Source organism: Roseiflexus castenholzii DSM 13941 (genome assembly GCF_000017805.1).
GTDB classification, from domain to species: Bacteria; Chloroflexota; Chloroflexia; order Chloroflexales; family Roseiflexaceae; genus Roseiflexus; species Roseiflexus castenholzii.
Genome location: NC_009767.1, coordinates 4309909 through 4325330 on the forward strand (window position 1 = coordinate 4309909; position 15422 = coordinate 4325330).

Consider the following 15422-nt stretch of genomic DNA (forward strand, 5'->3'; position numbering starts at 1 on the left):
AGCTTTCCGATTTTTCGGCTCGCAGAAGAGCACTGAAATTGTTAAACAACGTGCATTGGTTTAGAAGGACTGGTAAACTTTCCGATTTTTCGGCTCGCAGAAGAGCACTGAAATTGTACAAACCTGGCAATCGGTGTAAACGGGTTGAATTTCCGATTTTTCGGCTCGCAGAAGAGCACTGAAATGATTGTCTTGCGTGTCGCTCCACGAGACCTGACTCGCTTTCCGATTTTTCGGCTCGCAGAAGAGCACTGAAATTGCAGGTTTCGGGAAATTATCAGGAGGAACGGTAGCCTTTCCGATTTTTCGGCTCGCAGAAGAGCACTGAAATCGGAAGGGATGTCATCTTCTCCTTGGTCGATAGAATTTCCGATTTTTCGGCTCGCAGAAGAGCACTGAAATATCTCATCGCCAATCGATCGCTCTCGCCGCAAGTGGCTTTCCGATTTTTCGGCTCGCAGAAGAGCACTGAAATACGGTTCGGGTTACAACAAGCGCCCCGGCGAGTTTGCTTTCCGATTTTTCGGCTCGCAGAAGAGCACTGAAATGGCGTTACGCGCCGCCGAGCGTTGCGCGCCGCGCACTCTTTCCGATTTTTCGGCTCGCAGAAGAGCACTGAAATCTTCAGATCGAGACGCCTCCAAAAGTTTTTTCTTTCTTTCCGATTTTTCGGCTCGCAGAAGAGCACTGAAATCAAGATTGTCGCCAATTCGCCTGTCTGCTCTGTGTGTTTCCGATTTTTCGGCTCGCAGAAGAGCACTGAAATCATGGACAACCACGCGCCAACCCCGATCGGTGGTCGTCTTTCCGATTTTTCGGCTCGCAGAAGAGCACTGAAATCCGTACTTACCTTCATTGGTGTACGGCGGCGAGATGCTTTCCGATTTTTCGGCTCGCAGAAGAGCACTGAAATTCTGTCCGAGACGGTTCACAATCGGTTCGATTTTGCCTTTCCGATTTTTCGGCTCGCAGAAGAGCACTGAAATCTAAGAGCATACGAAAAGAAGTTACTGCTATAAAGATTTCCGATTTTTCGGCTCGCAGAAGAGCACTGAAATTGAAACTCAAGGGTGGGTCGCACCGATGTTTCCTGCTTTCCGATTTTTCGGCTCGCAGAAGAGCACTGAAATTCCCTTTTTCCTTGATCCAAACCTCGATGTCCGCTTTCCGATTTTTCGGCTCGCAGAAGAGCACTGAAATACCCTAAGATTTTCTTCTTGTTGTTTTACGACAACATTTCCGATTTTTCGGCTCGCAGAAGAGCACTGAAATAATACTATTTGAGCGTAGCAATGCGCATGCTTGCACCTTTCCGATTTTTCGGCTCGCAGAAGAGCACTGAAATACGTCATGGCGCGCCGCCAAAAAGCCGCGCTAACGCTTTCCGATTTTTCGGCTCGCAGAAGAGCACTGAAATAGGTCGAGCGCGAGTTGCCTCACGTCCTCAAGTGATTTCCGATTTTTCGGCTCGCAGAAGAGCACTGAAATTTCCGCCCGCGCTGGCGCGCCACGCGCGGGCGACGGCCTTTCCGATTTTTCGGCTCGCAGAAGAGCACTGAAATCGGTGCTGTTGTAGCGTCGTGACGGTGCGATTTTCTCGCTTTCCGATTTTTCGGCTCGCAGAAGAGCACTGAAATTTCCCGATTCGTGGTGGTCGTATGGATGGGATGACTTTCCGATTTTTCGGCTCGCAGAAGAGCACTGAAATCGCGGGGTGCTCAAAAACCACGCAGAGCCCCGCTCGTGTTTCCGATTTTTCGGCTCGCAGAAGAGCACTGAAATCACAGGCGGCGGCGGACACAGCGATGCGTTGATGGCGCGTTTCCGATTTTTCGGCTCGCAGAAGAGCACTGAAATCTTTGTGATGCCGGTATCGGCGCGACAAATGTCTGATTACGTTTCCGATTTTTCGGCTCGCAGAAGAGCACTGAAATACAATTATTCCTTCGGCCGAGCGTTTGCGTTCAAAGTTTCCGATTTTTCGGCTCGCAGAAGAGCACTGAAATATTTATTGCGCGACGCGCAGACACGCGGCTTGATTGAGTTTCCGATTTTTCGGCTCGCAGAAGAGCACTGAAATCTCGTAGAGCTCGGAATGACACGCAAGGATTGCATTCAGTTTCCGATTTTTCGGCTCGCAGAAGAGCACTGAAATTATGACGGCGACCCCGGCTGGTATTGCCGTGACGGTTTCCGATTTTTCGGCTCGCAGAAGAGCACTGAAATATCAGATCGTTGAGCCTGGGGAAGAGTACATCATAGGTTTCCGATTTTTCGGCTCGCAGAAGAGCACTGAAATATACAGTAGATCATGCTGTCTGCTTGACTATGTGCGGTTTCCGATTTTTCGGCTCGCAGAAGAGCACTGAAATCGGCAAAACAGATCGCGCTCGCGCGCCCGCGCGCGGGTTTCCGATTTTTCGGCTCGCAGAAGAGCACTGAAATATTTCAGAGAGGGCCATCCTTTCAATTACGTCGCCGGGTTTCCGATTTTTCGGCTCGCAGAAGAGCACTGAAATATCAATGACCTATTCTCACCATCTTGCACCCGCGCAAGGTTTCCGATTTTTCGGCTCGCAGAAGAGCACTGAAATTGGTTGGTCGCTGGGGGTGGAGCGTCACGCCGCCGGTTTCCGATTTTTCGGCTCGCAGAAGAGCACTGAAATGTTATCAGAGCAGAAGATCGTTTCGCTCATCGATACGTTTCCGATTTTTCGGCTCGCAGAAGAGCACTGAAATTCAGGGAACGCGGGAATAAGCGCGCGACAAGCGCCAAAGTTTCCGATTTTTCGGCTCGCAGAAGAGCACTGAAATAGGTCGCAATTGGACCGCCGTCAATATGCAAAACGTGTTTCCGATTTTTCGGCTCGCAGAAGAGCACTGCCCCCCTAATCTCCCGCACGCGGGGGGGTAAGGGGGGTAAGGGGGGCAACTTGCCGAGGTCGGGCGCAGAATGCGCATGGCACGAGCGGCGGTTCGGCGCTGCACCGGGTAAGGGGGGCAACTTGCCGAGGTCGGGCGCAGAATGAGGGAGATTGCGAAGGAGCAACCCCCCGCACGCGGGGGGAAGGGTTGTCAAAACGGGTAATCCTCCTCGTTCTCCTCGGCAACCCCCCATACACGGGGGAAAGGAGGCTCACCGGCGAGACATATACCGGCGGCAGCGGGCAACCCCCGCACGCGGGGAAAGGGATAATGCAGGCTCACAACACAAGGAGACCGGTTGGCAACCTTTACGGCGCGAATGTAATCTCGATAATCCTGCATAAATGCAGGCTCACGACACAAGGAGACCGGTTGGCCCCCCACACGCAGGAGAAGGGGCGATTTCCGATTGTTTGGCTCGCAGAAGCACCCGCGCGGGCGTTCACGACCACACTCAGAAGCCACGCATGTGCAGAGATAGATCACGCGCCGGGAGCGCGAGCAGCACGCCCGCACTCGCAACCTCCTCTGCGCGAGGCTGGCGCTGAGTCTATGCATCCTTCCGTCTCAGGGCGCGGCCAGATGGTTCTATTTTCCAGGCGCCCCAGGCAACAAACTGCGGGTCTGCGCATCTCCTGTCTCAGGGCGCTGCGCCCACGCGGGTGCAGATCATGCTTGAAAAACGCCGCTCGTGAGAGGAAGAGAGAAACCGCTTCACACAAATCGCTCGAACACCCGATTTCCGAGCATTCGTCCGCGATCGGTTAGCCGCACGCCACGTTCAGTGCGCTCGATCAGACCCTGTTCTGCCAGATCCCCCAGTTCCGCTCCAAAGATAGCGTCCATCTCCACGCCACACCGGTCGCGGAAGTGCGCGAAGCTGACGCCCGCATTCAGGCGCAGCCCCATGAAAATGGTTTCCGCCGCCAGATCACGAGGAGTCAGGTCGATCACTTCGGCAACCGGCAGGTTGCCGGCGCGCACACGAGTAATGTAATCGTCGATGCCCGCTACATCGACATACCGATGCGGGTACAGATGACCATGCGCGCCCGCGCCTGCCGCCAGGTAATCGGCATTCAGCCAGTATGCCAGGTTGTGATGGCAGGCATGGGATGGCACAGGAGCAGCAGGGTCATCGCTGCGCGCCCAGTTACTGATTTCGTACTGGACATACCCGGCAACGGCAAAGTGTTCGGTGGCCAGTTCGTACATAGCACCGGTCGCATCATCATCAGGAACACAAACCCGTCCGCTGCTCACCTGCGCATAGAGCGGCGTGCGTTCCTCCAGGATCAGCGAGTAGAGCGCAAAATGATCGGCGCCCCAGGACACAATCTCGCGCAACGTCTCCTCCCACTGCGCAATCGTCTGACCCGGCAGTCCAAAGATGAAATCCAGGTTGATGCTCTTGAACCCGGCAGCGCGCGCATCGTTGAACGACGCATACGCTTCCGCAGCCGTATGAATACGCCCCAGAACCCGCAACGTTGGATCGTGGAGGCTCTGCACCCCCAGACTTATCCGGTTGACTCCCATAGCGCGCAGGGCGCGCAGATAGTCGCGCCTCAGCACCGTCCCCGGATTGCACTCGACGGTCACCTCAGCTTCGCGGAGCGGAATCACGCCATCAGCGGCGGCGAGCGTCCGCTCCATCAGCGCCTCTGGGAGCATACTCGGCGTACCGCCGCCCAAAAAAATCGTTGGACGCAGCATCGCGCGTGTCAGGTCGGCAGTTAGCGGGAGCGCCGGGGAAATGGTGCGCTGCGGATGCGCCAGTGAGCGCAACTCTGCACAGAGCGTCGCCACATACGCCTCCATACGATCCTCCATGTTGGCGTAGGTGTTGAAGTCGCAGTAGGCGCAACGCCGATGGCAAAAGGGAATATGGATGTAGAGGTGGCGCACGTCTGGTCTTCGACGCCATTCATTCGCCAGCAATATGCCTGGCCGTGCGGGTGATAAACTGATGATCGATGGCAGCATAGGCTATCGCGTGATGATCTTCTACGAATACATAAAGTGAAGAAAATCTTTACCATCGAAGTTTTTCCGAACATTCGACGCTTTCCTCAAAAGCAGGTTTTGTCGTCTGCCTATCACGCGCGACCTTACGATCACGTGGATGTGACATCGCGCAGGCTAGAGGCTCGCGCAGCCGAGTGCTACGATCCTGGATCGCATGAATGTGTTTCACACAGGTAATGATGGTATTGTACACTATACTTCGTGAACAACGGTGCGTTTTTTGCGAAAGAAACCGATAGTGTTCCATGATCGAATGACATCGCTACGCGCGACGACGCTCAAAGCCGTTGCTGCCGCCCTGACAGCACTGCTGGCATTACAGGTCCTCGCATCCGAGTTTATCATCGGGCGAAGTTTCCGTGAACTCGAAGAGCGCAGCGTTCGGAATACCATGCAGCAGACGCTCAGAACGCTGCGCAATGAGATCGATGCGCTGTACGGCAATACCAAAGACTACGCGGCATGGGACGCGACCTATGAATTTGCCATGCAGCGCGATCTCGATTACATCGACACCCATATGACAACCGACGCGCTGATCAACACGCGCATTTCGTATGTCGCCTTCGTTACTCCCTCCGGCGACATTGTCTATACCCGTCGGCAGAGTAGTATCGATGGGCAGACATTGCCGATCCCCGCCGATCTGACGTCGTTCGATGGCGCGAATGCTCTGTTTCTTCAGGTTGCCGCACGAAACGAAGGGATCAGCGGCGTGATTGTGGTCAATGACCAACCAATGCTGATCGCTGCGCATCCGATCCTGACGAGCGCCGGAAGTGGACCGCCGCGCGGCGTTCTGATTATGGGACGCGACTTCGATGCAGCAGAAATAGAGCGGATGAGCAATATCATCGGCTATAGTCTGTCGCTGTTCCTGGTAAACGACGCTTCCGCCGCTCCCGACGTGACGCTCGCACGCCGGTTGATGAACGACGACACTCCTATCGTCGTCCGCCCGCTCTCTTTCGCCGACGACCACATCGCCGGGTATGCGCAAATCGACGATCTGCGCGGCGGCAAGGGGATCGTGTTGCGAATCGATATGCCACGTGACATTCTCCAGTATGGTCTGTCCGCCTCGCGGTACTATCTATTGATTCTGCTGCTGGTGACCGGCGCCTTTGCTGCGGTGATCCTGACGCTGATCGAGCGCCGGATTCTGGCGCGCATCATTTCGCTCAGCACGCAGGTGGCGCAAATCGGGCGTGTCGGCAACCATCAGGAGCGCGTTGCGCTGAGCGGAAACGATGAAATCTCCCAACTAGGCGATGCTATCAACCGCATGCTCAACGATCTGGCGCAGTCTGCTCAACGCCTGATCCAGAGCGAGGCGCGCTATCGGCAGCTGGTCGAAATCTCTCCCGAAGCAATCATTGTGCATGACAACGAGCAGATCATCTACATCAATCCGGCTGGGGCGCGCCTGCTCGGTTACGCCGATTCGTCACGCCTGATCGGTTCGCCCGCAGCGCCATTCCTCCCTACGGCGCTGCACAACAAAACAGACGATGGCGCCATTCGCTACGAACGTGATCTGACTCTTTCTAATGGGCAAACGGTGACATTGGACCTGATCGCTGCGCCATTCGTCGCCGACGGCGCATCGGTGTGGCAGGTCGTGGCGCACAACATCACCGAACGCAAACAGACGGAGGAGGCGCTCCGCAATGCTAGAGACTGGGCGGAAGAGGCGAGTCGCGCGAAGAGTCGCTTCCTCGCCAACATGAGCCACGAACTCCGTACCCCGTTGACAACCATTATCGGCTATGCCGACCTGATCACCCTGGCAACGCAGCAGGGCGAGTTCAATCGCATCAGAGACGATATTACGCGCGTGCGCAATGCGGGCAAACATCTGCTGGCGATCATCAACGACCTGCTCGATCTCTCGAAGATTGAAGCCGGTCGTATGGAGATTCATATTGCGCCCTTTTCAGTGCCCGCGCTTGCCGAGGAGGTGGTGGCAAGCATGGATCTGTTGGCGCAGACCCGCCGCAATACGCTGATCCTGACCATCGATCCGACCGTTGGAGTGATGCACTCCGACGATGTGCGCGTGCGACAGGTGCTGTACAACCTGGTGCACAACGCCTGCAAGTTCACCGAAGACGGCGTCGTAACCGTCACCATTGCACGCAGCGCCCTGGAGAGCACAGTTCATGTCAATGGTCACTCTGCCAGAATCGTCTTTACCATCAGCGATACCGGGATCGGTATGACGGATGATCAGATGGCTCGTCTGTTCCAGGAATTCACTCAGGCAGACCCAACCACAATGCGCAAATACGGCGGTACAGGACTGGGACTGGCATTGAGCCGTCACCTGGTCCGTATGCTTGGTGGTGATATAACCGTCACCAGCAAACCCGGCGTTGGAACGACGTTTGTTGTCACCCTTCCCGAAAACCCGGCGCAGGTTGCCGAGCCTGCGCCAGAATTGAGCGAGGGTGAAGTGTTAACGGCATCAGCGCCGGACACGACACGCCACCAGGAACGCAAACGCCTGATCCTGCTGATCGACGATGATCCGTCTGTCCGCGATCTGCTGCCGCGCATGCTGGAACGTCACGATCTCCATATTGAAACCGCTGCCGATGGAGCAAGCGGGCTGGAACTGGCGCGGCTCCTCATGCCCGACCTGATTATCCTGGACATCCTGATGCCCGCGATCGATGGCTGGACGGTGTTACGCGAACTGAAAGCGTCGAGCGAAACCGCCGCAATCCCTGTTATACTACTTACGATAGCAGATGATACAAGGAGCGGAGCATTGTTGGGCGCCGCTGAAATACTGAGTAAGCCAACCGATCTTGATCGCCTGGAGCGCCGGATACGTCTGTTGCTCGACAAACGAGCGACCCTCACCGATACAGGTGAAAGACGGGTGTTGATCATCGAGGATGACGATGCCGTGCGCGAGTACCTGCGCCGCGCACTGGCTCGTGAGCATTCGGACTGGACGATTCTCGAAGCGTCAGACGGACAGACTGCGCTGGAGCAGTGCAAAACCAGCATGCCGGATAGCATTGTGCTCGATCTCATGCTCCCTGGCATGGATGGTATACAGTTTATCGAGGCGCTACGTCTGCTCCCCAATGGATGTTCGGTTCCAATGATTATCGTCACTGCAAAAGAATTGACACCCGACGAGCGCGACCATCTCCACCGGTCGGCGATTCGTATCCTGCACAAGGGAACGTTTCATTGCGACGATTTTGTTCACGAAGTACGCACTGCTGTTGCTACGTATGCGCAACTGTAACCCATGGAGGACAGCCAGCAATGACTCGCATTCTGATTGTGGAAGACGACGCCGCCATCCGCGAACTGCTGGCGCGCCGATTGAATATGGCAGGATATGACACGATCTTCGCCGAAGATGGCGTCCGCGCTCTTCTGGCATCGGTCAATGAAGCGCCCGACCTGATCCTCATGGATATGGGATTGCCAATCCTGAATGGCTGGCAGGTGACCGAGCGGATCAAAAAGCGTCCCGAGACGCGCAACATTCCGATCATCGCCCTCACCGCCTACGCGCTCAGCGATGACCGGTATCGCGCCTTGAACATCGGCTGCGACGACTTCGAAGCCAAACCAATCGACTTTGACCGTCTGATCCGAAAAATCGAGAAACTTCTGTCCACAGGCGCCCGACAGCGCGAAACCGCCGCCTGACCGTGCCATCGTCTCCGACACTGGACGATGATCGGCGCATTAGCTGCACTACAACGTTCATGCCGTCACGCATTCTGGTCGTCGATGACCACGACTACATTCGTCATCTCCTGGTGCGCCTGCTCACGAGTCAGGGGCATCAGACAAGCGTCGCTACGGGCGGGCGAGAAGCACTAGACCTGCTCTCGCAGCAGTCATTCGATCTGGTGCTGCTCGATCTGATGATGCCCGATATGAACGGCATCGAGGTGCTGGAGCAGTTGCGCCAGCAGAACGTTATCTATCACACGCCGGTTATCGTCGTTTCTGGGGTGCACGACCTGGATATGGTTGCTCAGTGCATCGAACTCGGCGCCGACGATTATCTGTTCAAACCGTTCAACGATGTGCTCTTGCGCGCGCGGGTGAATGCCTCGCTCGAGCGCAAGATGCTGCGTGATCACGAGCGCGCATACCTGGAGCGGCGCCTGCGCACCATCGACCACGAAACCTCCGATGAACCGGCGATTGTGACCACTCCACCAGCGACGATTGATATGGCGCTGCTGACGGCGCTCGATGCGTTGGAGCGCTCGCAACGCGAGCGCGACCGCGTGGAAGCAGAATTACGCAGGCTGAATGCCACGCTCGAAGAGCGAGTTGCCGAACGCAGCGCCGCTGCTGAGCAAAGCGCCGCAGCGCTGCGCCAGCAGATGCTGACGCAGCAATCGATCCTCGACAGCATCGGCGATGCGATTGTTGTGATTGACGGCGACGGTCGGCTGTTACACGTCAATCCGGCGGCACGCGATCTGTTCGGCGACCGCGTCGTCGATCTGACGCCCCAGGCTACGGCACGTGCGTCTGTGCTGCTGCTTGCCGATGACACTTCCTGCCCGCCCGACACCCTGCCGCTGGCGGTTGCGCTTCGTGGCGAGGCGCTCGATGGCGCCGAGTTTCTGCTGGCGTCACCCGACTCCGCCAAACGTTGGTTGAGCGTCACTGCCCGTCCACTGCGTGACCTCGATGGAGCGATCAGTGGCGCTGTAGCGGTGTTTCGCGACGTAACCATAACGCGCCAGGCGGCTGAAGCGCTGCGCGCCAGCGAAGAACGCTATGCGCTGGCGGCTCAGGCTGCCAACGACGGTCTGTGGGATTGGGATCTTACGACGGGCAAGATTTATTTTTCGCAACGCTGGAAAGCATCGATTGGCTTCCAGGACCACGAGATCGGCAATGATCCATCCGAATGGTTCGATCGCGTCCACCCCGATGACCGCGAGGGATTGGAGGTGCGTCTGGTTGCTCATCTCCACCGCCTGATCTCCGGGTTCGAATACGAATATCGTATGCGGCATCACGATGGCGCCTACCGCTGGATGAGTTGTCGTGGCATTGCCGTATGGAATGCCGGCGGACAGGCAGTGCGGATCGTTGGATCGCAAACCGACATCAACGCGCGCAAACTGGTAGAGCAACGTCTGCTGCACGAGGCATTGCACGACAGCCTGACCGGACTCGCCAACCGTTCGTGCTTTATGGACCGATTGGAGCACGTCGTTGCGCGCACCCGGCGCGGCGCTTCATCCCCATTTGCGGTTCTCTTTCTCGACCTTGATCGGTTCAAACTCATTAATGACAGCCTCGGTCACGTGGTTGGCGATCAATTGCTCATTGCCATTGCGCGACGCCTCGAACGCTGCCTGCGACCTGGCGACACGCTGGCGCGTCTCGGCGGTGACGAGTTCGCCGTGCTCCTCGAAGATTTGAGCGAACCACAGGCGGCGCTGACGGTGGCGGAACGCATCCTGCGCCTGCTCGAAGAACCGTTCCATCTCGCGGGACATGAGGTGTTCAGCAGCGCCAGCATCGGTATTGCGCTCAACGACAGCACGCGCTATCATTCGCCTGCCGATGTGCTGCGCGACGCAGACACGGCAATGTACCACGCCAAGATGGAAGGACGATCACGTTATGCCGTCTTTCACTCCGCAATGCACGACCGCGCCCGCCATCGCTTGCAGATTGAGACCGATCTGCGCCGCGGCGTCGAACGCAACGAGTTTTTCGTCGTCTATCAACCGATCGTCGAACTCAACACACAGCAGACCGTCGGGTTCGAGGCATTGCTCCGCTGGCGGCATCCGCACCGCGGTATCATTAGTCCAACCGAGTTCATCGACGTGGCTGAAGAGACCGGCTTGATCGTCCCGATTGGTCAGATGGTGCTGCGCGAAGCATGTCGCCAATTGAGCGAGTGGAGACAACGGCATCCGGCACGAACGATCACCATGCACATCAATCTTTCACCTCGCCAGATCGCCGATCCGCACCTTGTCGATGACACCATCGCGTTGCTCAACGCATACCATCTCGATGCAGGCTCCCTTCACCTCGAAATCACCGAGACGGCGATCATCGAACACGGTGACATCGCCAGCCGGGCGCTGATGCACCTGCGCTCTCTCGGAGCGCAGATTTGCATCGATGATTTTGGCGCCGGCTACTCGTCGCTCAGCTATCTGCATCGCTTTCCTATCGGGACGATCAAGATTGATCGCTCGTTTATCAGCCAGATTCACCACAGCCACGAAAATGCAGAGATCGTTCGCACCATCATTGCACTGGCGCATTCCCTGGGAATGACCGTCATCGCTGAAGGCGCCGAAACCGAGGAACAACTGGCGCGCCTGCGTTCGATGTCCTGCCCGTATGGGCAGGGCTGGCTCTTCGCGCGAGCGCTTGAACCGGCGGCGGCTACTGCTCTGCTCGATGCCGCATGATAGGGGGCAGGGATCAGGGATAGGGGATTCGATGAAACGACTTTTGCGGAGAACCGTGGGGTTCTTGCTCATCGGCGCCGGATGTGTGGGGCTGGTTATTAGCCTGGCCGGATTCTTCATCGGGCTGCCGGCGATCGGTGCGGCAGAAGAGGCCATAAATAGCCGTATCGCCGATCTCGATCAGGCACTGATCGTCGCTGCCGATGGGTTGACCGTTGCCGATGCATCGCTCACCAACGCCTCCGAAACGATCATCGCCATTGAAACGACCATCCGCAGTTCCGGGCAGGCGATCAGCGATACGTTGCCGACCCTTGACCGCATTGGCACGCTGGTCGGCGTCGAGATCCCGCGCACCATCCGTTCCACGCAGCAAACGCTGGAATCAGCGCGCGAAACGGCGCGTGTCGCCGACACTGTGCTGGGGGCAATCGGTCGAATCGGGTTGCTCGGCGCCAATACATACAATCCAGATGTGCCGCTCAATCAGGCGATCCAGCAGGTTTCCGACAGCCTCGATCCATTGCCCGCATCGTTGAGCAACATGCGTGATCGCTTGGCGGTCACCGGCGCCAACCTGCGCCAACTTGGCACGAATACCGAAGCCGTTGCCGAAAACATCGCAGCAATCAACGACGGTTTCCGCGACGCGCGCCGGGTGATCAACCACTATCAGACGCTGTTGGCCGATCTGAGAGCCGATCTGACAGCGCTGCGCACTGCGGCGCCCGTCTGGTTCAGTGCAGCGCGGGTGCTGCTGGCGCTCCTGGCGGTCTGGTTCGCCCTGGCGCAGATCGCGCTCTTCGCACAGGGATTGATGTTGCTGCGTCAGCCATAGATTACGGCGGTGCGCCGGGGTTTGTACGTCTCAGCACGAACCTTCATCCGCAGGCGCCTCCGGTTCCCCCTCGGCGCCAAAATCGAGGTCTGCCAGCAGATCGCGCGCATCGTCAGCAAACGCCGCCGGCACATACACCTTGACGATGCTGAGGGGACCATGCAACAGTCCGTAGACGCCGGCAACGGCTTCACCTGCGAGGTGCGCCGGTATGCCCGCATCCTCCAGGTACGAACGGATAATGTGCGCGCGTATCATCCCTTCGACCTCGGCGACGCAAACCGGACCAACGCCATTGCCGTCGCCGCCGGTGCGCTCTCCGGTCGTGCCCTGCGGTGCAGCCGGCAACCAGCGTAATACGTCATCGCTCATACAGGGTATTGTACAATAGGTATAAGGATTTCATCCGCCCTGAACCGCGTCGGCAAGAAAGTGAGATTGCGTGACATCAGCACTGCCAGTCTTCGATGGTCATAATGACACTTTACTGCGTCTCTACACCGCAGAACACAACGACTCATTCTTTTCATCACCACACGGACACCTCGATCTGTCACGCGCCCGCACAGGCGGTTTTGCCGGCGGTTTCTTCGCAGTCTTTGTTCCGCCGCCAACCCATGCGTCATCGCCCGATGATGGCATCCTGCCCGATCCGCTGCCCTACGCCTACGCGCTCCAAACCACACTGGGCATGGCGGCGCTCCTCTTTCGCATCGAATCCCAATCCGCCGGGCAGGTTTGCGTTGCGCGCACGGTCAGCGAAATCGAGTACGGACTTCAGACCGATACCCTGAGCGCCATCCTGCACCTGGAGGGCGCCGATCCCATCGATACTGAGTTTCATACGCTCGAAGTGTTGTATCAGGCGGGTCTCCGTTCGCTTGGCATCGTCTGGAGTCGACCAAATGCATATGGATACGGCGTACCGTTTCGTTTCCCCCATACCCCCGATATTGGTCCCGGTCTGACCGATGCCGGACGTGAACTGGTTCGGGCGTGCAATCGTCTTGGCGTTCTGATCGACCTTTCTCACCTGAATGAAGCCGGTTTCTGGGATGTGGCACGGTTGAGCGATGCGCCGTTGGTTGCCACACACTCGAATGCGCACACAATCTGCCCATCGCCACGCAACCTGACCGACCGGCAACTCGATGCAATCCGCGAGTCGGATGGGATGGTCGGGGTCAATTTCCATGTTGGCTTCCTTCGCCCGGATGGGCAGCGTGACGCGAACACGTCGCTGGACGTCGTGGCGAATCATGTCATCTACCTGGTCGAGCGCCTGGGGCTTGATCGCGTGGGTTTCGGTTCGGATTTCGACGGCGCGCTGATGCCATATGATCTCGGAGATGCCGCCGGATTGCCACGTCTGCTGGAAACATTGCGCCGTCGCGGGTTCGATGCGCCATCGCTGCGCAAACTGGCGCACGAAAACTGGCTGCGCGTCTTGCGAAAAACATGGCGATCATGATTCATCGAAATGTCATCAAGACACGAGAGAATGCAGGATGAGCACAGGAAGATGTGGAAGGTGGAAGTTAATTGCTCATCCCTATGAAAGCGCTCATTCGCGCACCGACGTGCTGTGTGCGCCCTACCCAACAACCGAGTGGTGACTGCTCATTCCTATGAAAGCGCTCATTCTCGCAGCCGGCGCAGGGACGCGCCTTCGTCCGCTCACCGACACATGCCCTAAACCGATGGCGCCGATCGCCGGGCAGCCGCTTCTGGCATGGACGCTGGAGTGGTTACGGCGCTATGGCGTCACCGAGGCGGCGCTGAATCTTCACCACCTGCCCGACGTGGTGCGCGCCGGGCTGGGGGATGGTTCTCGTTTTGGCATACGGTTGCGTTATGCCGTCGAAGAAGAACTGCGCGGCACAGCTGGCGCGCTCCACAATTTCCCCGGTTTCTTTGATCAGACCTTTCTCGTCATCTACGGCGACCTGCTCCTCGACATCGACCTCGACGACCTGATACGGTTTCATCGCCAGCAGGGTGCGATCATGACGCTGGCGCTCAAACGCACCGACACGCCACACTCCCAGGGCATGATTGACATTGACACAACCGGTCGGGTGAAACGCTTCATCGAAAAACCTGCCGTATGGGATGGCGGTGATACAGCAAATGCCGGGGTCTACGTCTGCGAACCGGAGATCGTATCCTGGACGCCACCTGGCTTCAGCGATTTCGGGCACGATATTATTCCGGCGTTATTGCACGCTGGCGTACCGGTGTATGGTCGTCCGCTGCGGGGTTACCTGCTCGACATTGGAACGCCCGCAGCGTATGAACAGGCGCAGCAGGAGTGGCGAGCGAGGCAAGAGGCGAGAGGTGAGCGAGGCAAGAGGCAAGAGGTGAGCGAGGCAAGAGGCGAGGGGCAAGAGGCAAGAGGTGAGCGAGGCAAGAGGTGAGCGAGGCAAGAGGCAAGAGGTGAGCGAGGCAAGAGGCGAGGGGCAAGAGGCAAGAGGTGAGCGAGGCAAGAGGCGAGGGGCAAGAGGCAAGAGGTGAGCGAGGCAAGAGGCGAGGGGCAAGAGGCAAGAGGTGAGCGAGGCAAGAGGTGAGCGAGGCAAGAGGCGAGGGGCAAGAGGCAAGAGGTGAGCGAGGCAAGAGGCGAGGGGCAAGAGGCAAGAGGTGAGCGAGGCAAGAGGCGAGGGGCAAGAGGCAAGAGGTGAGCGAGGCAAGAGGTGAGCGAGGCAAGAGACGAGGGGTGCGAGGTGAGAGGCGAGCGGACAGAGGGGAGCCATTTTGCGGGTGCCAAGGATGGAGATTGAAGGTTGCAGATTGCACGTGCAAAGGGAGCAACGTTGCACCGCTCCGTCGTCGCTGCTGGTGATGGCGATTGAACGTTTCAGATGGAAGGTGACACGAGGCCAATGGTGAGAAGGGTTCGGCGAAAACCGGCGCGTTAGCGCCCTCCGTGCTCTCTGTGACTCTGTGGTTCAACAAGCATGTGACACGAGGCCAATGGTGAGAAGGGTTCGGCGAAAACCGGCGCGTTAGCGCCCTCCGTGCTCTCTGTGACTCTGTGGTTCAACAAGCATGTGACACGAGGCCAATGGTGAGAAGGGTTCGGCGAAAACCGGCGCGCTAGCGCCCTCCGTGCTCTCTGTGACTCTGTGGTTCAACAAGCATGTGACACGAGGCCAATGGTGAGAAGGGTTCGGCGAAAACCGGCGCGTTAGCGC

Annotated in this window: 8 protein-coding genes and 1 CRISPR repeat array (1 of these 9 running past the window's edge); of the genes, 6 read left to right on the forward strand and 2 right to left on the reverse strand. The window is 57.7% G+C overall.

The window, feature by feature from the left end; genetic code table 11:
* A CRISPR array of direct repeats spans window positions 1-2887; the repeat unit is 36 nt; unit sequence TTTCCGATTTTTCGGCTCGCAGAAGAGCACTGAAAT; it begins 12595 nt to the left of the window's first position.
* A gap of 752 nt (window positions 2888-3639) precedes the next feature.
* Window positions 3640-4833 (reverse strand): radical SAM family heme chaperone HemW, encoded by a 1194-nt coding sequence (hemW, locus tag RCAS_RS17070; RefSeq protein WP_041330997.1) that lies wholly within the window; start codon window positions 4831-4833, stop codon window positions 3640-3642.
* Between the two features lie 358 nt (window positions 4834-5191).
* Here hemW and RCAS_RS17075 point away from each other — a divergent pair, with 358 nt between their 5' ends.
* Genes RCAS_RS17075 through RCAS_RS17090 form a run of 4 tightly spaced genes read left to right on the forward strand, consistent with a single transcriptional unit; the run spans window position 5192 to window position 12231 of the window.
* Window positions 5192-8218, forward strand: a complete 3027-nt coding sequence (locus tag RCAS_RS17075) for a response regulator (protein WP_232280051.1) — start codon at window positions 5192-5194, stop codon at window positions 8216-8218.
* Between the two features lie 20 nt (window positions 8219-8238).
* Complete coding sequence (locus RCAS_RS17080; RefSeq protein WP_012121783.1) at window positions 8239-8631, forward strand: response regulator; 393 nt, start codon at window positions 8239-8241, stop codon at window positions 8629-8631.
* 59 nt (window positions 8632-8690) lie between these two features.
* A complete protein-coding gene (locus RCAS_RS17085) occupies window positions 8691-11393 on the forward strand; it encodes a two-component system response regulator (protein WP_012121784.1) in 2703 nt (900 codons plus the stop codon).
* 31 nt (window positions 11394-11424) lie between these two features.
* Window positions 11425-12231 (forward strand): hypothetical protein, encoded by an 807-nt coding sequence (locus RCAS_RS17090; protein ID WP_012121785.1) that lies wholly within the window; start codon window positions 11425-11427, stop codon window positions 12229-12231.
* 30 nt (window positions 12232-12261) lie between these two features.
* Here RCAS_RS17090 and RCAS_RS17095 read toward each other — a convergent pair whose 3' ends face one another.
* The gene (locus RCAS_RS17095; RefSeq protein ID WP_012121786.1) at window positions 12262-12603 is read right to left on the reverse strand and encodes a putative signal transducing protein; all 342 of its coding nucleotides are present in this window, start codon (window positions 12601-12603) and stop codon (window positions 12262-12264) included.
* 70 nt (window positions 12604-12673) lie between these two features.
* Here RCAS_RS17095 and RCAS_RS17100 point away from each other — a divergent pair, with 70 nt between their 5' ends.
* Window positions 12674-13702 (forward strand): dipeptidase, encoded by a 1029-nt coding sequence (locus tag RCAS_RS17100; RefSeq protein ID WP_012121787.1) that lies wholly within the window; start codon window positions 12674-12676, stop codon window positions 13700-13702.
* Window positions 13703-13859: 157 nt separating this feature from the next.
* Window positions 13860-14648, forward strand: a complete 789-nt coding sequence (locus RCAS_RS17105) for a nucleotidyltransferase family protein (RefSeq protein WP_012121788.1) — start codon at window positions 13860-13862, stop codon at window positions 14646-14648.
* The last annotated feature ends 774 nt before the right edge of the window (window positions 14649-15422 follow it).